Here is a 25,427-nt window from a genome sequence, read left to right as displayed (position 1 = left end):
GCAATTTAAATCAAATACTTAAGTATTTAATTACATCTAATTCTAACTAGGCTGTCATTATAACAGCCTTGCTCTTCATATATTTATAGCTCTTTTCTGAACTACATATTTTCTTATGATAGTAAATAATCCATATCCTATTATACAACTTATTAAGTTTAATAAAATATAATCAATACTTATCCACCAAGGAAATAGTATCTTACATAATTCTAAAAATAATGCTATAAATAAATAGATTTTTAAATTTGATAAGAATGACTTATACTTTGAAGTTATTATTGGAATAAAAATTCCCATAGGTATTAATGATAAAAATAAAACTATTCGACGTTGTAATCTCATTATGTTTCCAAAATCTCCATCCATGCTACTTGTAATGATTGCGTATATAGTTCTAAAAGGAATAAAAGAATTAATACTAATTCCTGATTTAAATACTTCCATCCTAGAAATATAAAAATAAATAGGTATTAATACTATTAAGTAAATAAAAAATATCGAAAGCAATCCAAACTGTATATAATTTTTCTTTTGGTTTATAATACTATCACCTAACCAATTATCACTTTTAAAAATGCTAATGGCATAATCTAAAGATTCCTTTTCAGAAAATCCATCATCTAGATGTTCTTTATATATTGCTGTAATATGATCTATATATTCTACTTCTAGTTCCTTTCTTTCCTTAACAGACAAATCTAATTTACTAACTGATTTCTTTGCAAACTTATTAATCTCCTTCATAAATTCTCCTCCTTTTATAAAAATTTATTTACTAATAATGTTAACCTCTTAAAATCATTAACTTTTGAATTAAGGTATTCTCTTCCCTGATCTGTAATTTTATAATATTTTCTTTTCACAAGGTTATTATCTTTTTCCACCCAATAATATTCTACATAACCATTACTATAAAATCTTTTTAATGCAGGATATAAAGTTCCTTCCCCTAAGGTAATTTCACCATTAGAATTCTCCATAATAACTTTTGATATTTCATAAGTGTACATATCTTCTTTTGTTAATAACGCCAATATTAATATGTCTATAAATCCTTTTAATAATTCTTTATCCACAATATCCCACCTTTACTAATATTATAAAACTAAAACACCTAGTAATGCAAGGTATATTTATAAATGTTATTATAAATTAAAACGCAATCTAATAAAAATAAAAGTAGCTGTTTATAAAACATATTTTAAAGTTTTATAAACAGCTACTTTCCTTTAATATTTATATTCAAATAGAATTTAATTTTAAAAACTCTCTCAAGAGCTTTATCCTTAGTTCTCCATTATGCATTATGCATTTTTCATTATTATTTATTCGTCCCCAAAAACCTTTTTCCTTAATTCTAGCCCAGCTTTCGTAACTGCCACTCCACCAAGGGCTGTTTCTCTTAGAGCCGCTGGTAAGCTTCTACCTACCTTATACATTGCTGATAGTGCATCATCAAAAGGAATTTTTGATTCTACTCCAGCCATAACTAAATCAGCTGTGCATAAGGCACTTATTGCCCCTGAAGAATTTCTTTTAGCACAAGGAACTTCAACTAAACCTGCAACTGGATCACATACAAGTCCCATTACATTTTTAAATACTATTGCCCCTGCATCTAATGACATCTTTGGCGTTCCACCCATCATTTCTACTACAGCACCTGCTGCCATAGCTGCTGCTGAACCACACTCAGCTTGACAACCACCTTCTGCTCCTGCAAAAGTAGCATTTCTTCCAATTATCATTCCAATTGCCGAAGATGCAAATAAAGCCTTTATTAAATCTTCATCAGATTTTCCAAGCCTTTCTCCTGCAGTTAAAATTACTGCTGGAATTATTCCACAAGATCCCGCTGTTGGACAAGCCACTATTCTTCCCATTGATGCATTTACTTCTGAAGATGATAAAGCCATTGCCATAGCTAAAATCATAGTATCTCCTGTTAAAGACTTACCACTCTTTAGATATTCTTGAAGCTTATAACCATCTCCACCAATAAGTCCACTTACTGAATATACTTCTTTTTCTCTTGCTTCTGTTGCCCCATGCCTCATTACATCAAGAGTTTTCTTCATCTTTAAAAATAAATCTTCTCTTGAAACTTCTCTATCTTCCATTTCTCTTCTAATTGCATATTCACTTAAAGAAATAGAGTTTTCTTCGCATATCTTAATTAACTCTTCTCCTGATCTTGCTATGTCCAAACTACTCACCATCCTCTATCTTGTTAATTAATATTACTTTTTCTATACCTTCAACCTTTTTAATTTCTTCAATTAAATCATCTGAAACCTTTCCATCTAACTCAAAAGTCATAGTAGCATTTTTCCCCTTTTGACTTCTTCCAAGTGTTAAGAAAGCTATGTTAACTTCACTATCATATAAAATATTAGTAACCTTTGCTACAGTCCCTGGTATATCTCTATGAGAGGTTATAATTGTTGAATATGCTCCAGTAAACTTAACTTCATTACCGTTAATATTAACTATTTCAATATTCCCTCCGCCTATTGAGGAACCTGTAATTTCACATTCATTACCATTCTTAAGCTTCATTAAAAATTTAACTGTATTAGGATGGTAGTCTCCTAAATCCACATCTTTAAAAGTGATTTTTATTCCCTTTTCTTTAGCAATTTCTAATGAATCTCTTAGTCTTTCATCTGAGGGATCCATTCCCATTATTCCAGCAACTAAAGCTCTATCAGTACCATGTCCCTTATAAGTTTTCCCAAAGGAACCATGAAGTAAAAATGTTACTTCAATTACATCATCACCAGCAATAGTTCTAGCAACCTTTCCAAGTCTTGCTGCTCCTGCTGTATGAGAAGAAGATGGACCTATCATTATTGGTCCTAGTATATCAAAAACACCCATTCCACTCATGTTCTGTCTCCTTTTGTATAAATTATTTTTCCATCATAAGAATAGTTTTATTATAAAAAATTAATACCTAGTATTTATTAAAAATTCTATTTAATTATAGAGTCATAATAGTGATTTCACAATGAATATTTAGCAAAAAGTTTCAATTTAGAAACTCTACTGAAGTTTCTTCATTATTACTTTCTCATTATTCCATATCAATTTCCTATATTAAGTAAAAAGTTCTCCTAAGCTTAAACTATATATTTTCGTCAAATACTTACTTTCTTTAAAGTACATTACATATTTATTACCATTTTTCTTAAATTCAATAGTATTTAAATTATGACCTCTTATAAGTTTAATTTTATCTATTTCTTGCTTTTTATACTTAAAGGTATGCTTTCCTCTTAAAATTTCCACTTCATCGCTATTAATATTATAGACATTATTAGGCATTACCTTTTTTAATACATTTATATAAAAAATAAAAATAGAAATCAGTAATACCGCCACTATTATTCTACTACTAATTATAAAGCTAATTGAAATTGGCATAAAAAATACAAATAAAGGTAAACTGACTATAGCAATCATACGATTAGTATAATCAAATAATATATTTTCTTTATTAAGCACTAACCTTAATTGTTCTAATTTTTCCTTATCACTAACTGATAACTTATCAATTTTCAAAGAATAAATTTTTCCACTATAAGTTAAAACCCCTAATAGTTCCTCATCATAAAAAGCACTTCTTATTTCTTCTCTTTTTATAGTTGTTTTTCTAAAAGTTCCTTTGTAAATTAAATTTTCTTCATCTAAAATTATTAAAATCCTCTCGTAATTATCATTTAAAATCATAAATTCTCCTCATAAATAACTTATATATTTTTCAACTTAGAGATAGTAGATAGACTTAGCCTTAAAAAACTCTATCTACTACTCCTCTTCTTCTCTTATGTTTCCTATATTAGAAAATATTATCAATAAAACTATTATCATAATATAAGTCATATAAAACTCTATCTACTTCTTGCCTTTCCAGTAACCTTTTCCCTACAACTTTCTCCACACATGGATTAATAGTATTTAATCCATCAATTTTTCTTCTAAAATATTTCCTATACATAGTCCGTCTGTTAAATTAATTTTACATAAATACTATATTCGTTATTTATATATTATTCTCGTATACCATGCTCTTAGTTTAAAATAGCTAAAATTCAAAACTCCCTTATGAGTTTTTTCCTTAATTATTCATTCTTAATTATTAATTTTTCATTGTGCGATATAATATCTAATACTTGTAGAAATCGCTTCCTCCAATAAATTCTCTAAGGATACTATTAGTTGGAACATATTCCTTATCTATTTCCTTAAAGAATCCAAGGAAGGATTTAAGTCTACTTGCTAGTATATAAACTGGACTATCTTCCTTTATTTTATCTAATTCTTCTAAGGCATATTTCTTTAAAACACATAATTCATATACTAAAGTTGAGTTAAACATAACATCTGCTTCTTCTTGGAATACAAAAATGTTTTTTTCCTCTCCTCTTCTTATTGAAGGCCACATTTTTAATGTATCTTCTGCTCCATACCCTCTAGATAAAAAGTCTCTTACTATCCTTCTAACTCTTCTAATATCTGTAGTTGCAATTCTATTATGATTATCTAAATTTAATTGAGTTAATGCTGAAATATATATCTTAAACTTTTGCTTATCTGAAATTAAAGAAGTAAGCATTGGATTTAACCCATGAATTCCTTCTATTAATATCACTCCATTATTAGGTAGTTTAATAATATTATTAACCCATTCTCTTTCTCCCTTTTTAAAATTAAAGCTAGGAATTTCTACTTCCTCCCCCTTAAGGAGACTAGCCAAATGCTTATTGAAAAGTTCAATATCTATAGAATATATACTTTCAAAATCAAATTCTCCATTTTCATCTTTTGGAGTATGCTCTCTATCTACAAAATAATCATCTAAAGAAATAGGTACAGGCACATAACCGTTTACCCTTAACTGAACTGATAGTCTATTGGCAAAAGTGGTCTTTCCTGAAGAACTTGGACCTGCAATAAGTACTACCTTTGTTTCCTTTCTTTCATTAATCATATCTGCAATTTGAGCAATTTTCTTTTCATGCAGCGCTTCAGATACCATAATTAAATCTCTAAGTTCATGCTTTTCCACCTTATCATTTAATGAACCAACTTCACCTACTCCAATAATATCAAGCCATCTTTCTGTCTCTAAGAATATATTAGATAGTTTTCTATTTTCTTTAAATACCCCTAAGCTTTCTAAATCATTCTTTAGTGGAAATCTTATAACAAAACCTGGATTATAATAAATTAAGTCAAAGGCCTTTATAACTCCAGTTGAATAAGCCATTTGTCCATAAAAATAATCATATCTCCCATCTAATTCATATAAGTTTACAGTTTCAAAATCCACATGTTTAAGAAGGGATATTTTATCCTCCATACCATAGCCTCTGAAAATCTCAATTGCCTCTTCTCTTTTAACTTTTATTTTATTAATCGGAAGATCTTTATCAATAATCTCCTTCATTTTTGCCTTAATAACATATATATCTTCTTCATTTAATGCTTCTTCCTTATGAAGTTCTCCAAATACACCATCACTTAAAGTATGCTCAATAGTTATAGTTGACTCTTTAAATAAATCTAAAGCTGCCTTTATAAAAATAAATTGCAACGTTCTTGTATAAATCTTATATCCAATAGTACTATTAAATTCAATTAGTTCTAAATCTCCATCTTTTTCTATAGTCTTATATAATTCAAAATATTTATTATTTAACTTGCATAATGCTACATCATAAGAATTAATTCCTAATTTACTATCAATAAATTCCTTATATGTAGTATCCCTTTCTGCAATATATTCCTTATTATTATATTTAATCTTATAAATCATACACTTTCCTCCATATAACTAATTACTACTTATTAATGTCTCTATACTTTATATTATATACTGAAAAGTACTTCTGTACTAAAATGCGAAGCATTTTATTAATGAAAGAATTAAAAAATGAAAGAATGTCTAAAAAAATCCTTACAGATTTTTTAAGAAAATCTGTAAAACAAAAGAGATTTTGCATTGCAAAACCTCTTCCTTCATTTTTTTATTCTTTCATTTCTTAATTTTATAACTACCATTTCATCAGTATAAATCCATACTTAAATGGAATAATAATTTAGAGGTGGTTAGTTTTATGTTTATTGTCTTAATACGTACTATATTTTTATATGCCTTAGTTATATTAGTCATAAGACTTATGGGTAAAAGACAAGTTGGAGAATTACAACCTTATGAATTTGTAATTACAATTATGATTTCTGACTTAGCTGCTCTTCCTATGCAAGACACTAGGCTTCCATTAATTTTAGGTATAATTCCAATAATAACTTTACTTTTTATCAAAACTATACTTTCTTTAATTCAATTAAAAAGTCAAAAAGCTAGGCAAGTACTTGAAGGTGAACCTTGCATCTTAATTTCTAGAGGAAAGATCTGTTTTGATGCCCTAAAGAAACAACAAATTAATTTAGATGAGCTTATGGAAGAAATAAGACTTGCTGGATATTTTGATTTAAGTGAAATTGAATTTGGAATATTAGAAAACAACGGACAAATGTCATTTTTAACTTCAAATAATTCTAGTAGTTCAAGTAGTGGTAGTCAAAATGGTAGTGAAAGCCAAAGTAGCAATAACTCACAAGGGAGAAAAAGACCTCAATTGCCAGTAATTTATGTCCTTGATGGAAAAATTAATAATAATACATTGACTAAATCAAAACAAGATAATGATTGGATAATGAAAGAATTAAAAAAACATCATGTAAGCTCAATTGAAGATGTTGTAATAGCAATGACAGATACTAATGGTAAATTTATATATCAATTGCATAAGGATGGTGAGGCTAGAATATGAAAAATACCTACATATCAATTGTACTATTTGCAGTATTAACAGTAGCATTATTTTTTTTAAACTATAAGTTCATTGACTTATGCGATGAGATAGTTCTTAATTGTGATGATATTGAAGTTTCATTAAATGATTATGATGAAGAAAGTGCTTATGAAAAAGCAGTAACGCTTCTTGAATTAATAACTGATAAGGCTGATATACCTGCTATTTATTTAAATCATGTAGACTATGACTTATTAAAAAATGAATCTTTAAAACTTTCCTTATATATTAGAGGAGATGACAGAGCAGAATCTTTAGCTACTCTTCATGCATTACGTTCAACAGCTCAGCATTTAAAAGAGTTACAAAGTCCTAACCTTAAAAATTTATTATAAAGAATTCTTTAAATTATAAAGACTTTATACTTTTATAAAAATAACGCTATGTTTAAGAATAGTGTTGAAAATAAAATATTTAAAAGGACCGATGAATCATTGGTCCTTTTAGTTCGTTATTTATTAATGTTATTCGTTACTTATTATTTCTTACAGTATTCCTTTATTTTATCAATTATTCTATATGTACAGTATGTACAGTAAATTATAGTTGATATAATGGCTAGTCCTGTTATTACAAGTGGTGCATCTTTTCCATTAAACTATTAAATAAATTAACTTTAATATTTATCTATAATTATTTTGCTTTTATATTTCTTATGCTATCTACTATAATGCAGGTGCATATTACTATTACCCCACATAGTATAGATATTGCTGTAACAACAAGTCCTATCGCACCTGGACCTGCCCCTATAGCATATCCCACATTTATAGATAGAAATTCAACTAATAAATATGTTATAAAACCTATAAATATAAAAAGTATATACTTCATTTTAATAACTCCTTTATGTGAACAATTTAATACGATTACAAATTAATTTCTTATTTAATTATACACAAATACTGTAAAAAATTAAATAATTTAATCATTATATGTAAATTTTCTCTTTTTAAATCTTTCATTTGAGTAGTTACATAAAAGGTGTGAGATTGCACAAATAATCTTTTGTATTTTAAACAATTCTATCCATTTAAACCAATACATAGTTTGCATGATATTGGGTTGCATCGCCATGAAACCCAATCATAAACTGTTTTAATCTACTATTATGTTTAATGTGTATAATCTATTTTCTTTCATTTCATCTTGAAATTCATTTGTCATATAACCTAAAATCAACTTTTTTTCATTTTCTTACTTGTCAATCAATATATAAACATTCATACAACTCATAAGTTTTATGCATAATCCATTGTTTTTATTACACATTTTTAATTTTTATGCAGATATATTGTATAAATATTAATATTTCTATTGCATAATTATACTTGAATAGGTATAATTATAAACATATTCAAAATATAGTAAAAATTCAGAAATGAATAATAAGGACTTATCATAAAATCTTATTTTAGTAATTTGGAACAAATTACATCCTTAATTATTCATTGTTAATTTTTAATTGTTAATTGAAAAAAAGGGGGCTTTTAATATGAAAAAATATAATAAGGTTGTACTAGCATACTCAGGAGGGCTTGATACTTCAATAATCATTTCTTGGCTTAAAGAAAATTATGGCTGCGAAGTAATTGCTGTAGTTGGTAATGTTGGACAAAAGGACGAGCTTGAAGGATTAGAAGAAAAGGCACTTAAAACTGGGGCATCAAAGTGTTATATAGAAGATTTAACTAAGGAATTTGTTAATGACTATATCTTCCCTACTATTCAAGCTAATGCGATATATGAAGGAAAATATCTTTTAGGAACTTCTTTTGCGAGACCTATTATAGGAAAAAGATTAGTTGAAATTGCACTTTTAGAAGGAGCAGATGCTATATGTCATGGTTGTACTGGTAAAGGAAATGATCAAGTTAGATTTGAACTTGCTGTTAAGGCTTTTGCACCTGACATGGATATTATAGCTCCTTGGAGAATTTGGGATATTAAATCAAGGGAAGAAGAAATAGAATATGCTTTAGAGAGAAAGATTCCTATTTCTATAAGCTATGAAACTAATTATAGTAAAGATAAAAACCTTTGGCACTTAAGTCATGAAGGCTTAGATTTAGAAGATCCAAGTAATGAACCTAAATACGATAAAATCTTAGAATTATCTAATACCTTAGAAAAGGCTCCAGATAAGGCAACTTATATTACCTTAAAATTTGAAAAAGGAATTCCCGTTGCTTTAAATGGTGAAGAATTAGATGGCGTTACTTTAATAGAGAAATTAAATGAAATTGGTGGCGAAAATGCCATTGGAATTATAGATATGGTTGAAAACAGACTAGTTGGAATGAAGTCTAGAGGAGTTTATGAAACTCCAGGTGGAACTATTCTTTATAAAGCTCATAAGGATTTAGAAGAACTTTGCTTAGATAAAGAAACTGCTCATTATAAAGAAGTTATAGCATTGAAATTTGCAGAGCTTGTTTACAATGGACAATGGTACACACCACTTAGAGAAGCTATAACTGCTTTTATAGATAAAACTCAAGAAAATGTTACTGGTGAAGTTAAACTTAAATTATATAAAGGAAATTTAGTTAATGCTGGAATGAAATCTCCATACTCTTTATATAGTGAAGAATATGCTACTTTTGGAGAAGATGCTGTATATGACCAAAAGGATTCAGCAGGATTTATTAATCTATTTGGACTACCTATCACTGTAAATTCAAAAATGAAGGAATCCCTAAAAAAGGCTGGTAAATAATTATGAAACTTTGGGGTGGACGTTTTGAAAAAGGAGTTAATTCATTAGTAAATGACTTTAACTCCTCAATAAGAGTAGATTCAAGGATGTATAAAGAAGATATCTTAGGTAGTTTAGCTCACGCAAATATGTTAGGTAAGCAAGATATAATTCCAGAAGAAGATAGTTTAAAAATAATAGCAGGATTAAAATCAATTTTAGAAAGAATAGAAAACGGAGTAATTAAAATAGATGAGTCATCTGAGGATATCCATAGCTTTGTTGAAGGAACTTTAACTTACTATATAGGTGATGAAGGGAAGAAGCTTCATACTGGCAGAAGTAGAAATGATCAAGTTACTTTAGACACAAAGTTATATTTAAAGGGAGCTTTAATAGAATTATCAAAGGATGTTATTAATCTTCAAGAAGTCATTTATAAAAAGGCTGAAGAAAATGTAACTACAATAATGCCTGGATATACTCATATGCAAAAGGCACAGCCTATAACTTTCGCGCATCATCTGCTAGCTTATGCTGAAATGTTTAAGAGAGATTTAAGCAGAATCTTAGATTGCTATAAGAGATTAGATGAAATGCCACTAGGTAGTGGTGCCCTTGCAACTTCCACTTACAACATAGATAGAAATATGGTAGCTAAAGAACTTGGCTTCTCATCTATTACTAATAATAGTTTAGACTCAGTTTCAGATAGAGATTATGCAATTGAAGCATTATCAGTTTTGTCAATAATAATGATGCATTTATCAAGATTCTCAGAAGAAATTATTCTTTGGGCAACTAATGAATTTAGCTTTATAGAATTATCTGATGAATATAGTACTGGTAGCAGTATAATGCCTCAAAAGAAAAATCCTGATGTTGCTGAACTTGTAAGAGGAAAAACTGGAAGAGTTTATGGTGACTTAATGACTTTATTAACAGTTATGAAGGGGTTACCACTAGCCTATAACAAAGATATGCAAGAAGATAAGGAAGCTTTATTTGATGCATTAGATACAGCTAATCTTTCTATTAAAACCTTCATTGGAATGTTAGACACATTAAAAGTCAATAAAAATAATATGAAAAAAGGAGCTGCCTTAGGATTTACAAATGCCACTGATGTAGCAGATTACTTAGTTAAAAAAGGTGTTGCCTTTAGAGTAGCTCATGAAATAGTTGGTGAAATAGTTCTTTACTGTATAAAGAAGAACTTAGCAATTGATGACTTGTCAATGGAAGAATTCAAGAACTTCTCTAAAATATTTGAAGAAGATATCTATGCAGCAATAGATTTAGTTACATGTGTTGAAGAAAGAAAAGTATTTGGAGGACCAAGCTCCTCTTCAGTAAGAATACAATTAGACTTACTAAAAGAATCAATCAAAAATACTAAGGAGGCTATCGCATGCTTAAAGTAGGAATTATTGGAGCTACAGGCTATGTTGGTGCAGAGCTACTTAGACTTTTATTAAACCATCCAAAGGTTAAGGTTGAAGCCATAAGCTCTGTATCCTATGAAGGCGAAGAAATATCATCTATATACAAGAACTTTTATGGAGTAACTAATTTAATATGTGAAAATCAATATGAAGTAATAAAAAAATGTGATGTAATATATGCTGCACTTCCTCATGGATTAAGTGAAGAAATTGCAGAATTAGTATTTAAGGGAAATAAAGTCTTAATAGATCTTGGGGCAGATTTTAGACTTGAAAATGAAGAAGACTATAAAACTTGGTATGGTAAAGACTATAAATTTAAAGATCTTCATAAAGAAAGTATCTATGCTTTACCTGAATTTAATAGAGATAAGATAAAGGATTCTAAAATAATAGCTAATCCTGGCTGTTATCCAACATCAATAGAACTTGGACTTATGCCTTTATTAAAAAATTCTCTTATAAAAACTGATAATATAATTTGTGATTCAAAATCTGGAGCTACTGGTGCAGGAAGAGGTCTTACTTTAAAATCTCACTATCCTGAGCTAAATGAAAACTTTTCTCCTTATGGTATAGGCTCACATAGACATACTCCTGAAATAGAGGAATGTTTATCTAAAATAGCGGATGAAAAAGTACAAGTAACCTTCACTCCTCACCTACTACCAATAAACAGAGGAATAGTTTCAACAATTTATTGTAGTCCTAAATCTAAGAATGTAAACTTAGAAAAACTTCATAAATTATATTCAGAATTTTACAAAAATGAAGCATTTATAAATGTGCTTCCACTTGGGGAAACAGCTTCAATAAAAGAAGTTAAACACACTAATTTCTGCAATATTTCATTACATCTAAATCACAGAAAAGATGGAATAATAATAGTAAGTGCTATTGACAATATGATAAAAGGCGCTGCCGGACAAGCTATTCAAAACATGAATATAGTCTTTGGATTCGAAGAAACCGAAGGGTTAAAATTAATTTCCTTCGGAAATTAATTTTAATGAAAGAATGAAATAATGAAATAAATTAAGGAATGAAAGAATTAAGAAATGAAGTAATGAAAAAATTAAAGAATTAAGGAATTGGGGAGTTAGAGAGTTATAAGAAATTGCATTAATTAATAAATTATGAAATCTCTTTGCTTTTTCTAACTATGTTAATTAATAAAATCTTTACCTCTATGCAATCTTTTATATATTTTTTGTATTCATCTTCATTTATTATTTCTGCTTTTGATAATAAATTTATCCAGTATTCAGACTCATTTGCTTCCTTTAATGCAATACTCATTTTACTGATAAAATCTTTTTTACTTTGGGCATATTGAGCCTCTGTTACATTAGCTCCAATTGATATTGCTGATCTAACTAACTGTTTTGATAAAATATACTCCTTTTCATTTTTTAATTTTAGATATAGTTTTACTATATCTAAACTGAAGTTAAAACTTTTTTCCAATATGGCATTTTTCATAAACTTAATCACCTCTAGTTAGATTATTAACTTCATAGTATTGATTTAATTCAAATTTTTATAAATTTATTTACTTAAATATAGTTATACAATACCTTTAATTTTTTCATTTTTTCATTTTTCCAATTACTAAAAAGGGGGTTTTTATTTTGAAACTACTATCTAATCAAGGTGTTACAGCACCTAAAGGATTCCTTGCATCTGGAATTCACTGTGGTCTTAAGAAAAATAATTTAAAATTGGACTTAGCTCTTATTTATTCAGAAGTACAAGCTAATGCTGCTGGTGTTTATACTAAAAATAAAGTTAAGGGAGCTCCTATTTATATAACTAAGGAGCATTTATCTAATAAAAAAGCTCAAGCTATTATAGTTAATAGTGGAAATGCTAATACATGCAACGGAAGTGATGGATTAGTTAAGGCTAAAAGAATGGCTGAGCTTCAGGGGAAGGCTCTTAGATTAAAAACTAGTGATATATTAGTTGCTTCTACTGGGGTTATTGGAGTTCCTCTTAATATTGATGCTATTAAAGATGGAATTCCAATGTTAACTGAAAGACTTTCAAAGGAAGGCTATGAAGATGCTGCTACAGCAATAATGACTACAGATACTTATAAAAAACAACTTGCCTTTGAATTTAAAATAAAGGATAAGGTAGTTACAATTGGGGCAATGGCTAAGGGATCAGGAATGATTGAGCCAAATATGGGAACTATGCTTTCTTTTATTACAACAGATTTAAATATTTCTGGTGAAATGTTATCTGAGGCATTAAAGGAAAGCACTAAAATAAGTTATAACAGAGTAAGTGTTGATGGAGATACTAGTACTAATGATATGGTTCTTGTACTAGCTAATGGTTTAGCTTCCAATAAAGAAATAGTTGAAAAGAATGATGATTACTACACTTTTATTGATGTCTTAAACACTTTAAACATCACTCTTGCTAAAATGATTGCTAAAGATGGTGAAGGGGCTACTAAGCTTATTGAATGTATAGTAAGTAATTGCAAGTCAGAAAAAGATGCAGAAATACTTTCTAAAAGCGTTATTAACTCACCTCTTGTAAAAACTGCAATCTTCGGTAGTGATGCTAATTGGGGAAGGGTATTATGTGCCCTTGGTTATTCTGGAGTAAATATTAATCCTGATAAAGTTAATCTTTCATTTAAGAGCTCTGTTGGAGAAGTTGAAGTTTGCAAAGATGGAATGCCTCTACCTTTTGATGAAGTTAAGGCAAAAGAAATATTATTAAAAGATGAGATTCAAATTTTAATAAGTATGAATTCAGGAAAATATTCTTCAAAGGCTTGGGGATGCGACTTAAGCTATGATTATGTAAAAATTAATGGAGATTATAGAAGCTAAAGGAGGCGCTAGAAAGTGAATTATATAGAATATGCAAAAGTACTAACTCAAGCACTTCCCTACATTCAATCCTTAGCTGGAAAGATTGTAGTTATAAAGTATGGTGGAAATGCTATGACTAGTGAAGAACTTAGGAAAAGTGTAGCAACTGATATAGTTTTAATGCAATGTGTTGGTTTAAAACCTGTTATTGTCCATGGTGGCGGCCCAGATATTTCAGAGTTTTTAACTAAAATAGGTCAAGAAAGCAAATTTATAGATGGCCTTAGATACACTGATGAAAAGACTATGGAAATAGTTAAAATGGTCTTAGGTGGTAAAGTTAATAAGGATATAGTTTCATTAATAGAAAGTGCTGGTGGTAAAGCTATTGGACTAACTGGCTTAGATGGCTCCTTTATAAAAGCAAAGAAGCTAGAAGGTCCAGTAGACCTAGGGTTTGTTGGTGAAATCACATCTATAGATACTAATATAATTGACATGGCCCTTTCAGCTGGATATATCCCAGTAATAGGTTCAGTTGCAATAGGAGAAAACTCTACTGAGTCCTACAATATAAATGCTGATACATGCGCTTCTAAATTATCAGCTGCTATTAAAGCAGAAAAACTTATACTTTTAACTAATGTACCAGGGCTAATGGTAGATCCAAAAGATCCAGCTTCATTAATATCAACATTAAGATTACATGAAGTTAAAAAATTATATGCAGATAAAATAATACATGGTGGAATGATTCCAAAAATAGAATGCTGCGTTGAAGCAGTAAGGATGGGTGTTAAAACAGCTCATATAGTAGATGGAACTTTGCATCATTCAATACTACTTGAACTACTATCAAATGAAGGAATTGGAACAATGATCTACTAGATAATTAACAATTATCAGTTAACTGCTAATTGTAAAAAGGGGGTTTTAAAATATGTCAAATAATTTACCTTTAATGTCAACCTACTCTTACCTTCCTGTTAATTTAGTTAAGGGAGAAGGTTCTTATCTTTTTGATGATAAAGGAAATAAATATATAGATTTTACTAGTGGAATTGGTGTTAATAGTCTTGGATATGGGGACAAGGACTGGATTCAAGCTGTTACTGACACTGTTTCTACACTACAACATACATCAAATATTTTCTTAAATGAAAAAACCTTAGCTCTTTCTGAAAAGTTAGTAGAAATTACAAAAATGAATAAGGTTTTTCTTTGTAATTCTGGAGCAGAAGCTAACGAGGGTGCTATTAAGCTTGCTAGAAAATATAGCTTTGATAAATATGGATTAAATAGACACAAAGTATTAACTTTAAAACAATCTTTCCATGGAAGAACTTTAGCTACATTAACAGCAACTGGTCAAGATAAATTCCACAACTACTTCTTCCCTTTCCCAGGTGGATTTGATTATGTGGAAGCTAATAATATACAAGACTTTAAAAATAAAGCAAATAATGAAGTTTGCGCTATCATTATGGAAGCTATTCAAGGCGAAGGTGGAGTTCATCCATTAAACTCTGATTTTGTACATGAAGTTTATGAAATTTGTAAGGAAAAAGACATTCTCTTAATCTTTGATGAAGTACAATGTGGAATTGGAAGAACTGGAAAAGTATTTGGCTATGAATACTACGATGTAAAGCCTGATATAGTCACAGTTGCAAAGGGATTAGGCGCTGGACTTCCTATTGGTGGTTTCTTATGTAATGAAAAATTATCACAAACCTTTAATCCTGGCGATCATGGAACTACTTTTGGAGGAAACCCTGTTGTATGTTCTGGAGCTTTAGTAGTATTAGAAAAACTTTGCACAGAACAAGCATTAAAAGAAATTGAAGAAAAAGGACAATACTTAAAGTCTCTATTAAAAAACATTCCCTCCCCTATTATAAAAGATGTAAGAGGAAATGGATTAATGATAGGAATAGAAGTAACTGTTCCATCTTCTGAAATTCAAAAGAAGGCTCTAGAAAAAGGCTTGTTAGTACTAACTGCTGGAAAAAATGTAGTTAGACTACTTCCTCCACTTGTAATTTCAAAAGAAGAAATTGAAGCAGGAGCGAGGATTATAGAATGCATAATTAATGAATAATGCATAATTGAAAATGAAGAATTAAGAATGAAAAAATTAAACAATGAAATAATGAAAAGATAGAAACAGATTCAGCTTGAGCTGAATTTCTAACTCTAATTCTTTATAAGAAATTAAGCTAAGCTTAATTTCAAGCTTCATTTTTTCATGTTAATAAAAACTAATGTTTTTATTAACTTTTCATTCTTTCATTCCTCATTGCACTATTATTTAAAATTATGAAATTAAGCTCTGTTTAATTTCAACAATAACTGTTAATTGTTACTTGTTAATTGTTAACTGAAACTTTGGGGGTATTTATGAAAAAAGATTTATTGAAAATGGAAGATTTATCTAAGGATGAAATTTTAGATATACTTAATTTAGCTGATCAATTAAAGTATGAACTTAAGCATAATATTAAGCATAATCTCTTAGATGGTAAAACTCTTGGTATGATATTTGAAAAAGCTTCTACAAGGACTAGGGTTTCTTTTGAGGCTGGCATGTACCAACTTGGGGGCTATCCCCTATTCTTAAGTTCTAATGATTTGCAAATTGGTCGTGGAGAACCTATTGAAGATACTGCTAGAGTTCTTTCTAGATATATTAATGGAATTATGATAAGAACTTTTGAGCAAGGAGAAGTTGAAGCTCTTGCTAAATGTTCAAGCATTCCAATTATTAATGGACTTACTGATGATGAGCATCCTTGCCAAGTTCTAGCTGATTTAATGACTATTAGAGAAAATAAAAATATATTAGATGGTCTTAAAGTAGCTTATATTGGTGATGGAAATAATATGGCTCAATCCCTTCTAGTAGGATGTCTACAAGTAGGAATGAATATTTCTTTAGCAATTCCTAATAATTACATGATTAAAGAAGATTATATTAATAAAGGAAATGAAATTTCTAAAGCTAATAATTTAAAATTCGAAATAGTTGATGATCCTAAAAAAGCAGTTATATATGCTGATGTTGTAATAACTGATGTTTGGGCAAGCATGGGTAAGGAAGATGAAGCTAAGGAAAGAATAAAGGCATTTAATGGCTATCAAGTAAATGCTGAACTTATGACTTTAGCTAAAGAAGATGCAATAGTATTACATTGTCTACCTGCTCATAGAGAAGAAGAAATAACTGCAGAAATATTAGAAAAGCATGCAGATACTATTTTTGAAGAAGCTGAAAATAGACTTCATGTTCAAAAAGCAATTTTAGTTAAGCTTATAAACAATTAAGCTAAAAGAAATTATTTAATTCTGTTAGGCAATTTATTTAATTATATAACTAACAATTAAGATTAGAAAATGAAGGAATGGTGGATGTAAATTGGTCCAAATCACCTATAAATTAAAGATAAAATATTTATTTAAACTCTCTGCATAAATGTAGGGAGTTTTTTTATTACCATTCATTTATATATTTAACTTATATATAAGACTTCTAAGATACTCACCTAATTTATATATGAAAATTCTAAGATACTAAACTAATTTTAAATTCCTAAAACATCTCTTTATTAATTAATCTATTAGGATACTAAATTGTTGAAAACTTGCTATTTAACTAAAGCTTATAGTATCATAAATATTATTAAGTCCCTTTTAATAAATTTAATAATGGCTTAATTTTATACTTTCTTTATATATTATTTAAAATTTAGTCACATTTATTATTTATATTATACATATCTTTCAATTAAGAATTTACATTATTATAGTTCTATAACCTTAGAAAATAAATATATTTATTTAAGTATAGATAAAATTGAAAGTATAGATTATATATCCTTTCATAGGATTCTAAAATTATAATGTGATCTAAAATCAAACTCAGGAGGTGCTTTTTATTGAGTAAGAAAAAAGTTTTCTCTTTAGTACTAGTATTATTTTTATGCTTAAATAATACATATAACATTGCATTTGCGGAGCCTAACTCTTCTAGCAATGGTGCTATTGATGAAAACATGACAAAATATAAAGAACTAGATGGAAAAGCTTTAGAGCTAGATGCTGAAGTTGGAAAACTAAATAATGAAATTGAAGAAATAAATAATAAACTTAAAAAGAACAATACTGAAATTACAAATGCTGAAGCAGAGATAGAAAATATAAATAAAAAAATTGAAGATTCACAAGTTGAAATTAAAGAAAGAGAAGACTTAATGAGCAATCGTATTCGTTCCATGTATAAAAGCAACATGGCAACAGATATGATATATTATATTCTAACTTCTGAAAGTATTTTTGATTTATTTTCAAGAATAGATTCTATTAATAAGATAATTTCAGTAGATAAAGATATGATTTCAGAAATTAATAAAAAGAAAGAAGACTTAGTAAATGATAGTAAGAAAATAGAAGAAAGACAAGAAGATCTAAAAAAACTATCCGCTTCTATAGAAAATGATTTAGCTGAAGTTAATAAGAAAAAAGAGGAACAAGAATCTCTTTTAGCTAAATTAAATGAAGAAAAAGATTCGTTAATGTCAATTATAGAAGCTAATGAAGTAAATTTAGTTTCTAATACTATTGATATAGTTGATAGCAGTGATTCTATTTCTAAACTTAAAGATGCCTTAAGCACTTTAAGAGGCCTATTACCTCAACTTAATAGTAGTTATGCCATTAGCTTAGTTGAAGACGCTATTTCAAATGCAGAATATAAAATTTCTACTTTAGAAATAGAGGAAAATTCACTTTCTCAAGAGAACAATAACTCTGGTGAAAGTAATGGTGGTACAAGTTCTAGTGGTAATAACGGTACAAACTCTGATTATTTAGCTACACATTCAATGTCTGCAACAGCTTATACTGGGCATGGTCTTACAGCTCTAGGCCTGAAACCTGTAAGAGATCCAAATGGGTTAAGCACAGTTGCTGTAGATAAAAATGTAATACCACTTGGTTCAAAGGTCTATGTAGAAGGTTATGGATATGCTATAGCTTCAGATACAGGCGGAGCTATTAAAGGAAATAAAATTGACCTTTACTTTAATACTCTTGAAGAATGTTATTCCTTCGGTAGAAGAACTGTTACAGTTCATGTAATATCTAACTAAGTTTAGTATAAAAATAAAATGTCTATGTTATGCTTAGTTGACCTTTGGCAAGTTCCAATTCAACTTTCACATAACATTTGTAAACTTTATTTTTTATAGATAAAATAACTGTTCAAAACTTTAATTATAAAAAGTACTTTAAAAATAATAATAATAATAATAATAATAATAATAATAATAATAATAATAATAATAATAAGGATGTAGTCTAAGTTTTATTATTTCATTCAGAATTAATAAAATCTATATAAACTACATCCTTTTATATAAGCATTTAGAATTTATTTAACTTTATTTATTTTTATATTTAAGAAAGAGGTAAACTTTAATAAATTATTCCAAATTCTTTAGCTTGTTTTAATAATTCTTCTCTAAACTTTGGATGTGCTATACTTATTAATCTTTCAACTCTCTCTGCAATAGTTGTACCCCTAAGTTCTGCAACTCCATATTCTGTAACAACCATATCAACATCATTTCTTGATAAGCTTACAGCTGCCCCTTGTTTTAAAAATGGAACTATCTTTGATATCTCCTCTCTCTCTCCTGTTTCTTTATTTTCAACCATAGCAGTTGAGTATAGAGCTATAAATGAACGTCCATTTTTAGACATTTGAGATCCAACAGCAGTATCAGCTTGTCCACCAGTTGCACTAAATTGCATTGGACCTATTGATTCTGATGCACATTGACCAGTTAAATCTACTTCTAAAGAAGTATTAATTGAAACTTGATTATCGTTCTGTGCAATTACATATGGATCGTTTGTCCAATATCCATCCATCATCATAATTGATGGATTATCATCTAAGAAATCATAAAGTTCTCTTGTGCCAAGAGCAAAACCTGCAACATGTTTCCCATAATTGAAATTCTTTTTCTTACCAGTTATAACCCCAGCCTTTATTAAATTCATTATTCCAGTAGTAAACATCTCTGTATGAAGTCCCAAGTCTTTTTTACCCATTAATGAAGCTGCAACAGCATTTGGAATACCTCCTATCCCAAGTTGTATACAATCCCCATCATTAATTCTATCGGCTATAAATTTACCTATCAATAAATCTTTTTCATTAGGTTCAGAATCTGGAAGCACTGGAACTGGATAATCAGTTTCAACTAAATAATCTACATCACTTATATGAATTTCTACATCACCTAATGTTCTTGGATAATTTTTATTTATTTCTAATATTACTAAATCCGCTTCTTTTAGTATTCTTTTTTCATAAATATTACTTAATGATAAAGATAAATATCCATGCTTATCTGGAGGTGTAGCTGTTCCCATATATATATTAGTCTTTTTATGAAATTGCCTTTTAAAGGCTGTTAAATGAAGATGGTTCGGTATAAGTGATACATTTCCATTTTTTTGTGCTTTTCTCATAGGTCCAGTATAAAACCATCCATCCATTCTGAATGAATCCTTATATTTGGGATTCATAAAATACTCAGCAGGTACTTGAGGTAAACAAGTAGTAACCGTAACATCCTTAACTCTATAAGCTATTCTATGTAAATTACTTAAAATATCTCTTGCTTCAGCAGCTCCTAAACCTGTAACTATTACATCACCACTTTTAATTAAACTTAAAGCTTCATCTATTGTAATGTATTTTCCCTTAGATATATTATTTTCTCTCATATTAATTCTCCCTTAACCTTTTTAAATCTACTTTATATTTGTAAACTCCCGCCTCCAATGCATAATTTACCATTTTTTTAAAGTCTTATTAATCCTTCAAGAATTTACATGTATTATATAGTTAAATAGTAAAACTTAACATTCGCATTGTCAATACTCATTATTAACTTTTGTTAATTTTTAAGTAATAATTAATATTGATTATTAAAGTAGTTATATAATTTCATTAAATTATATAATTTATGAAATTATATAATTTTTATTCTAATAATTGTAAAATAGATAATAAAACGTGATAATAAAATGTGATAATAAAGCTAAAATTATAAAAGAGATAATAAAACTGCTTTAGCTTTATTATCTCTTTTGCTTTTAAATAAAAAATCTATAAAAGATTATCTTTTATAGATTCTAAAAATAACACCTAATTCTATCTATATCTTGAATTTTATTTTTCTATATAGTTTATAACATGCTTTATTACCATATTAATGCTTCCATCACCGTTTCGTTGTATTTCAAACTTACTATTATCATGGTAAGCTTCTTCATCAATATATAAATCTATCTCTTTATCTATTTTTAATCGTACTCTTTTAAGCTTCTTTTCTACCCATTGTTTATCTATAGCTACTTCATCTAGTCCATGGCCTTTAACGAAGTTCGAAAAGTCATTTTGAACTTGAGGCTCTTCTTTAAATAACTCAGTAGATAAGCTATCTATATTTATTACTTCCTCTTCCTTTAATTTAGCCTTTACTGCTGTTCTTATTCTTTCAGCCTTATCAGCATCTTCTGTAATATTATTTCTAGTCCAATTTTCTGCAGCCTTAAGGAAAGTCTTCGTCATATCTCTTTCATTATTTATAATACTACAGCCAAGGAAGTTGTTTATAAAGTAATTTGCACCATACTCATCTTCTTCCTTACTCTTCTTTTGCTTGTCAATTACCATAAGATTGTATTTTTCCTCTTCTCTTATAGGCTTTATAAATGCCGCCTTTTGAATTCTTTGACTACTAGCTGGAAGCCCTGCTGATTGCGGTACAATACCTATTCCAATTTTATTATCTATAAAATCTACTTGATGAGTAAAGTTTCTTACATAATCCATTTTTAATATTCCTATCATTGGACCTTGGTCCGTTATTATTGAAACTATAAGTAAATCACAAGATGGAATATTAATATTTCCCTTCATTATTATAAATAGTTGTCTTGCAAGCTCTTGAGATAATTCAATTAAATTATTATCTATACCATTTAAATAATCTTGAACAACTTCCTTAACTATATTTCTTTCTTCATTAAATACAGCATATTTAAGCTCCTCATCTTTAAAGCATTTTTCAATATGTCTATGTACAAACTTATATATATCCTCATTTAACTCAAGGCTATATTCATTTAAAACAGGTTCCTCTCCATTAGAATCTAGTATATGAATAATTGCCTCTTGTATATCAATCTCACTTATGTACTCCATAATTCATAGCAAAGGGGCTCCCCTTCACTAAACTCACCACCATTCTTATAACTTCATATAAATATTGCAAAGATAAAAAATGAAAGAATGAAGGAATGAAAAAAATGAATGAATTTAGGAAGTCTTGCTATGCAAAACCTACTAAGATTATAAAGATAGTATTATAAAAAAATCTATAAAGATTTTTATTCAACATTTTTTCATTCTTTAATTTTTTAATTCTTTCATTAATAAAATGCTTAGCATTTTATAATCTACTATAGATTTTCAATTACGTCTATTACTTCTTTTAAGTTATTTAGCTTTTTATATGCTAATTCTTCTATTTCCTTATCTGGTTCTTTTAAATCTGGAATTACTATAGGCATCATCCTACCTCTGCTTGCTGCTATAGTTCCAGCTTCAGAGTCTTCTAAAACAATACATTCACTAGGCTTTACATCTAACTTTTTAGCAACTGTTAAAAACACCTCTGGATCAGGTTTTGATTTTTTAACTTCATCACCACATAATATGTAATCAAAATAATGAAAAATATTGGCATCTTTTAATAAATTATATGCAACTTCCCTATTTGATGATGTAGCAACTGCTTTTTTAATATTTTTATCTTGTAAATATTCTAAAAGCTCATCTAATCCTGGTTTCTTTACTACTTCACCATTTTCTATCTTCTTAAAGAAAATTCTTCTTTTTTCTGCCATATAATCGTCAACATTTATCTTGTCACCAAATTCTCTAAATAATGCATTACGCACATTTTCATGATTTGTTCCAAGCAATTTATAAAGTAAGCTTAATTCAAAATTAATATTGAATTTTTCAGCTGCTTCCTTCCATGAAGCATAAGATAATCTTTCTGTATCAAATATTAATCCATCCATATCAAAAATAACCAATTGTAAGTTTTTCATAAGTTATCCCTCCATTCTTTCGTATAATATATATTATACTATATTAATTAAAAAATAGGACTTACACCTATTTTTTAGATGTAAATCCTATTAATAATCATTTCTTACTATTTATTTTGCTCTGCTGTATTTCTTTTTTTGAAAATAATTATACCCATAGCTATAATCATAATACCAAGAGCTACATATAATACTGGAGAAGTTCCTCCTGTACTTGGTAAATTAGAATCTCCCTTACCAGTTGTAGAGCCATTATTGGAGCTATTATTGCCGTTGTTATTACTGTTATTATTGTTATTTGTATTTGAGTCTTCTGGATCCTTTTTATCATCATCCTCAGTACCAGAACCATTACCAGCATCTCCATTTGATGAGCCTTTTAATTCAAGGCCTTCAATAGCATCACTTAAGTTTTTATAAGCATTATTTACTATATCTTGTTCATCAGCTGTAAGATTCTTATCTGATATAATATTTTTAGCTTCATTTAGTGCTTTATTAAATACTTCAACACCTTCTGCTTTATACTTATTTGTATCAATAGCATCTGCTTTCCTTACTAATCCTTCAAGATCACTCTTATCAGCTGCTTTTACTAAAGCAGTAATAGCTTTATTTATATTTTCTACGGCCTTATCTACTTCTCCTTGAGTAGCTTCAGTATTTTCTTTTATTAACTTAGCAGCTTCAATTGCTGATAATAGTTCTGCTTTACTATTTTCAGTATATCCACTTAGGTTAATTTTTTCAGCTTCAGCAATAGCCTTAGATAATTCAGCCTTATCTGCTTTTAATTCTAATTTCATCATAGAGTTATATAATGCTTCATAAACCTTATATATATCTATTTCTGATGCATTTTCAACCTTTAAAATTTCTTTTGCAGCTTTTAATGCATTCTTAAAATCTTCTTGACCTTTATTCATATATCTATCTAAGTTAATAGCTTCTGCGATATTTACTAAGTCAGCTAAATAGTTCTTATCTCCTACTGGAATACCTAATTCTTTATACTTAGCTAAAATATCATTATATGCCTTTGCTATATCTTGAATACTTGCATCTTTGTTGTTATAAACAGTTCTTGCTGCTTCTAAAGTGCTAATAAATGAAGCCTTAACTTCCTCATCTAATCCTTCTAAGACACCTTCTTCAATTTTTGCATTAGCATCTTCAATAGCTTTATATAAATTAGTTTTATCTAACTTCACTAATTCCTTCTTAGCAGCTTTTAATTCTTCAGTTGCTGTTTTTATTTCTTCACTATTAGCTATATCACCTTTTTCAACCACAGCCTCTGCATCTTCGTAAGCCTTAAGAAGTTTATTCCAACTAGTTGTTTGATAATGAACATGCTCTTCTAAGTCTTGTCCTTTTTCAATAGTATCTCTCGCTTCTTTAATAACTGCTTTTAACTCTTCAAGTTCAGTACTGTAATTTGGTAATTCAACTGGCTTACCTCCAAGGTTTTTGATTCTTTCATTAAATTTAATTATCTCTTCACGATCTTTTTCAACATCTAACCTTGCTACAGCCTCTTCAGCATAAGATAAGTTTTCAGCTGTTTTTCTCTCTTCAGCTCTAGTAATAACTGTATCTACCTTAGAATAAACAGATTTTAATACTGCTTCTCCTAAATAACTATTAGAATTATATAACTTAAGATTTTCACTAACCATTTGTGCAACATTAGCATCAACTGCATCATTATTATTATGAATTATAGATTCATAAACAAGAGTTGGTATTGTACCAAGAGTTGCAGTAGTAAATTTATTTCCGAAGAATGTATTAGCATTTATAGTATTATCGACAACAGGGGAGTTGATTTTATTTGTTAATAAAACTACTACTAAATTGCTTTCAGGATCTATAACTGTTAAAGTACCAGTCCATCCTTGGTGTCCAATTGTATTACTTGAAGATTGTGTACCGAAGTACCATAACCTACCGTTATCTCCTTCTCTCCACCAGCCTAATCCCCAAGTTGGGCTAGATGATTTTCTCTTAGTAAACTCTTCAATAGTATTCTTGTTAAAGAATTTATTATTTCCGTATCCTCCATCATTAAGCATAACTTGAGCTAACTTAGCTAAGTCAGATGCATTTGCAAATAATCCTGCATGTCCTGAAACTCCATCCATTGAATAGAATGCTTTTTCATCATGAACTTCACCTTGAATTGTATAGTCACGGATATTTTCAAAGCTTATAGCTCCATCTCTTGTATTTCCATTAAGTTCAGTTGCTGCAATATTATCTTTACTAAAACCTTTTTGTAATGGATTATAAACTATATTGTTTAATCCTAATGGTTTATAGAATGTATTTTCTACATACTCATCTAAAGCCATTCCTGTTACCTTTT

The 25,427-nt window shown here is 28.7% G+C and carries 22 protein-coding genes; 10 read left to right on the top strand and 12 right to left on the bottom strand.

Annotation, left to right across the window (positions count from 1 at the left end; translation table 11 throughout):
- Positions 1 to 75: 75 nt before the first annotated feature.
- From E5347_RS13805 to E5347_RS13780, 6 genes are all read right to left on the bottom strand, one after another.
- On the bottom strand, positions 76 to 747 hold the full coding sequence (locus E5347_RS13805) for a VanZ family protein (protein ID WP_136007817.1): 672 nt from the start codon (positions 745 to 747) through the stop codon (positions 76 to 78).
- Positions 748 to 761: 14 nt separating this feature from the next.
- Entirely contained in the window at positions 762 to 1,079 is a 318-nt protein-coding gene (locus E5347_RS13800; RefSeq protein WP_136007816.1) for a PadR family transcriptional regulator, read from the bottom strand.
- Positions 1,080 to 1,328: 249 nt separating this feature from the next.
- The gene (gene sdaAA, locus E5347_RS13795) at positions 1,329 to 2,210 is read right to left on the bottom strand and encodes an L-serine ammonia-lyase, iron-sulfur-dependent, subunit alpha (RefSeq protein WP_396335152.1); all 882 of its coding nucleotides are present in this window, start codon (positions 2,208 to 2,210) and stop codon (positions 1,329 to 1,331) included.
- Between the two features lies 1 nt (position 2,211).
- Positions 2,212 to 2,892 (bottom strand): L-serine ammonia-lyase, iron-sulfur-dependent subunit beta, encoded by a 681-nt coding sequence (gene sdaAB, locus E5347_RS13790; protein ID WP_136007814.1) that lies wholly within the window; start codon positions 2,890 to 2,892, stop codon positions 2,212 to 2,214.
- Between the two features lie 210 nt (positions 2,893 to 3,102).
- Entirely contained in the window at positions 3,103 to 3,735 is a 633-nt protein-coding gene (locus E5347_RS13785; protein ID WP_136007813.1) for a hypothetical protein, read from the bottom strand.
- A 436-nt stretch (positions 3,736 to 4,171) separates the two neighbouring features.
- Entirely contained in the window at positions 4,172 to 5,824 is a 1,653-nt protein-coding gene (locus E5347_RS13780; RefSeq protein ID WP_136007812.1) for a nucleoside kinase, read from the bottom strand.
- Positions 5,825 to 6,125: 301 nt separating this feature from the next.
- On the opposite strand from E5347_RS13780, the gene E5347_RS13775 reads away from it, so the two are divergent.
- Together E5347_RS13775 and E5347_RS13770 are read left to right on the top strand one after the other, a co-directional pair.
- Positions 6,126 to 6,845 carry a YetF domain-containing protein gene (locus E5347_RS13775; protein ID WP_136007811.1) on the top strand — a complete coding sequence of 240 codons (720 nt, stop codon included), beginning with the start codon at positions 6,126 to 6,128 and terminating at the stop codon, positions 6,843 to 6,845.
- Positions 6,842 to 7,222, top strand: coding sequence for a DUF4363 family protein (locus E5347_RS13770; RefSeq protein WP_136007810.1), 381 nt, complete (start codon positions 6,842 to 6,844; stop codon positions 7,220 to 7,222). The genes E5347_RS13775 and E5347_RS13770 overlap by 4 nt, the downstream gene beginning before the upstream one ends.
- A gap of 298 nt (positions 7,223 to 7,520) precedes the next feature.
- On the opposite strand, the gene E5347_RS13765 is transcribed toward E5347_RS13770, so the two are convergent.
- Positions 7,521 to 7,721: a hypothetical protein gene (locus E5347_RS13765; RefSeq protein ID WP_136007809.1), complete on the bottom strand. Its 201-nt coding sequence runs from the start codon at positions 7,719 to 7,721 to the stop codon at positions 7,521 to 7,523.
- A gap of 661 nt (positions 7,722 to 8,382) precedes the next feature.
- Between E5347_RS13765 and E5347_RS13760 the strand changes: the two genes are divergently transcribed.
- From E5347_RS13760 to argC, 3 genes are read left to right on the top strand one after another with little or no spacing between them, the layout of a single operon-like run.
- The gene (locus E5347_RS13760; RefSeq protein ID WP_136007808.1) at positions 8,383 to 9,606 is read left to right on the top strand and encodes an argininosuccinate synthase; all 1,224 of its coding nucleotides are present in this window, start codon (positions 8,383 to 8,385) and stop codon (positions 9,604 to 9,606) included.
- A gap of 2 nt (positions 9,607 to 9,608) precedes the next feature.
- Positions 9,609 to 11,009, top strand: a complete 1,401-nt coding sequence (gene argH, locus E5347_RS13755) for an argininosuccinate lyase (RefSeq protein WP_136007807.1) — start codon at positions 9,609 to 9,611, stop codon at positions 11,007 to 11,009.
- A complete protein-coding gene (gene argC, locus E5347_RS13750) occupies positions 10,997 to 12,034 on the top strand; it encodes an N-acetyl-gamma-glutamyl-phosphate reductase (protein ID WP_136007806.1) in 1,038 nt (345 codons plus the stop codon). The genes argH and argC overlap by 13 nt, the downstream gene beginning before the upstream one ends.
- A gap of 130 nt (positions 12,035 to 12,164) precedes the next feature.
- Here argC and E5347_RS13745 read toward each other — a convergent pair whose 3' ends face one another.
- Entirely contained in the window at positions 12,165 to 12,512 is a 348-nt protein-coding gene (locus tag E5347_RS13745) for a four helix bundle protein (RefSeq protein WP_136007805.1), read from the bottom strand.
- Positions 12,513 to 12,661: 149 nt separating this feature from the next.
- On the opposite strand from E5347_RS13745, the gene argJ reads away from it, so the two are divergent.
- The 5 genes from argJ to E5347_RS13720 all read left to right on the top strand — a co-directional run bounded on the left by argJ (position 12,662) and on the right by E5347_RS13720 (position 19,011).
- Positions 12,662 to 13,882: a bifunctional glutamate N-acetyltransferase/amino-acid acetyltransferase ArgJ gene (gene argJ, locus E5347_RS13740; RefSeq protein WP_207670491.1), complete on the top strand. Its 1,221-nt coding sequence runs from the start codon at positions 12,662 to 12,664 to the stop codon at positions 13,880 to 13,882.
- Positions 13,883 to 13,897: 15 nt separating this feature from the next.
- Positions 13,898 to 14,752 (top strand): acetylglutamate kinase, encoded by an 855-nt coding sequence (gene argB, locus E5347_RS13735; protein WP_136007803.1) that lies wholly within the window; start codon positions 13,898 to 13,900, stop codon positions 14,750 to 14,752.
- Positions 14,753 to 14,804: 52 nt separating this feature from the next.
- Positions 14,805 to 15,965, top strand: a complete 1,161-nt coding sequence (locus tag E5347_RS13730) for an aspartate aminotransferase family protein (protein WP_136007802.1) — start codon at positions 14,805 to 14,807, stop codon at positions 15,963 to 15,965.
- Between the two features lie 299 nt (positions 15,966 to 16,264).
- Entirely contained in the window at positions 16,265 to 17,188 is a 924-nt protein-coding gene (gene argF / locus E5347_RS13725) for an ornithine carbamoyltransferase (protein WP_136007801.1), read from the top strand.
- A 611-nt stretch (positions 17,189 to 17,799) separates the two neighbouring features.
- Positions 17,800 to 19,011 (top strand): 3D domain-containing protein, encoded by a 1,212-nt coding sequence (locus E5347_RS13720; RefSeq protein WP_243109785.1) that lies wholly within the window; start codon positions 17,800 to 17,802, stop codon positions 19,009 to 19,011.
- Between the two features lie 325 nt (positions 19,012 to 19,336).
- Here the strand turns inward: E5347_RS13720 and E5347_RS13715 are convergent, their stop codons facing one another.
- The 4 genes from E5347_RS13715 to E5347_RS13700 form a co-directional block, all read right to left on the bottom strand.
- Positions 19,337 to 20,659: an acetyl-CoA hydrolase/transferase family protein gene (locus E5347_RS13715; protein WP_136007800.1), complete on the bottom strand. Its 1,323-nt coding sequence runs from the start codon at positions 20,657 to 20,659 to the stop codon at positions 19,337 to 19,339.
- Between the two features lie 448 nt (positions 20,660 to 21,107).
- Positions 21,108 to 22,145, bottom strand: coding sequence for a nucleoid-associated protein (locus E5347_RS13710; protein WP_136007799.1), 1,038 nt, complete (start codon positions 22,143 to 22,145; stop codon positions 21,108 to 21,110).
- A gap of 257 nt (positions 22,146 to 22,402) precedes the next feature.
- Complete coding sequence (locus E5347_RS13705; RefSeq protein WP_136007798.1) at positions 22,403 to 23,059, bottom strand: HAD family hydrolase; 657 nt, start codon at positions 23,057 to 23,059, stop codon at positions 22,403 to 22,405.
- Between the two features lie 107 nt (positions 23,060 to 23,166).
- A partial coding sequence (locus E5347_RS13700; protein WP_136007797.1) for a serine hydrolase occupies positions 23,167 to 25,427 on the bottom strand: 2,261 nt, incomplete at its 5' end.

It is taken from the genome of Clostridium sartagoforme (genome assembly GCF_004794105.1).
In the GTDB taxonomy this organism is placed as follows: Bacteria; Bacillota; Clostridia; order Clostridiales; family Clostridiaceae; genus Clostridium; species Clostridium sartagoforme_B.
This window is presented reverse-complemented; position numbering and strand designations above follow the sequence as displayed.

Excerpts from the sequence above, each read along its gene's own strand:
- E5347_RS13805 (WP_136007817.1), bottom strand. The coding sequence starts at position 747 with ATGAAGGAGATTAATAAGTTTGCAAAGAAATCAGTTAGTAAATTAGAT.
- sdaAB (WP_136007814.1), bottom strand. The coding sequence starts at position 2,892 with ATGAGTGGAATGGGTGTTTTTGATATACTAGGACCAATAATGATAGGT.
- E5347_RS13785 (WP_136007813.1), bottom strand. The coding sequence starts at position 3,735 with ATGATTTTAAATGATAATTACGAGAGGATTTTAATAATTTTAGATGAA.
- E5347_RS13780 (WP_136007812.1), bottom strand. The coding sequence starts at position 5,824 with ATGATTTATAAGATTAAATATAATAATAAGGAATATATTGCAGAAAGG.
- E5347_RS13775 (WP_136007811.1), top strand. The coding sequence starts at position 6,126 with ATGTTTATTGTCTTAATACGTACTATATTTTTATATGCCTTAGTTATA.
- E5347_RS13770 (WP_136007810.1), top strand. The coding sequence starts at position 6,842 with ATGAAAAATACCTACATATCAATTGTACTATTTGCAGTATTAACAGTA.
- E5347_RS13765 (WP_136007809.1), bottom strand. The coding sequence starts at position 7,721 with ATGAAGTATATACTTTTTATATTTATAGGTTTTATAACATATTTATTA.
- E5347_RS13760 (WP_136007808.1), top strand. The coding sequence starts at position 8,383 with ATGAAAAAATATAATAAGGTTGTACTAGCATACTCAGGAGGGCTTGAT.
- argH (WP_136007807.1), top strand. The coding sequence starts at position 9,609 with ATGAAACTTTGGGGTGGACGTTTTGAAAAAGGAGTTAATTCATTAGTA.
- argC (WP_136007806.1), top strand. The coding sequence starts at position 10,997 with ATGCTTAAAGTAGGAATTATTGGAGCTACAGGCTATGTTGGTGCAGAG.
- E5347_RS13745 (WP_136007805.1), bottom strand. The coding sequence starts at position 12,512 with ATGAAAAATGCCATATTGGAAAAAAGTTTTAACTTCAGTTTAGATATA.
- E5347_RS13730 (WP_136007802.1), top strand. The coding sequence starts at position 14,805 with ATGTCAAATAATTTACCTTTAATGTCAACCTACTCTTACCTTCCTGTT.
- argF (WP_136007801.1), top strand. The coding sequence starts at position 16,265 with ATGAAAAAAGATTTATTGAAAATGGAAGATTTATCTAAGGATGAAATT.
- E5347_RS13715 (WP_136007800.1), bottom strand. The coding sequence starts at position 20,659 with ATGAGAGAAAATAATATATCTAAGGGAAAATACATTACAATAGATGAA.
- E5347_RS13710 (WP_136007799.1), bottom strand. The coding sequence starts at position 22,145 with ATGGAGTACATAAGTGAGATTGATATACAAGAGGCAATTATTCATATA.
- E5347_RS13705 (WP_136007798.1), bottom strand. The coding sequence starts at position 23,059 with ATGAAAAACTTACAATTGGTTATTTTTGATATGGATGGATTAATATTT.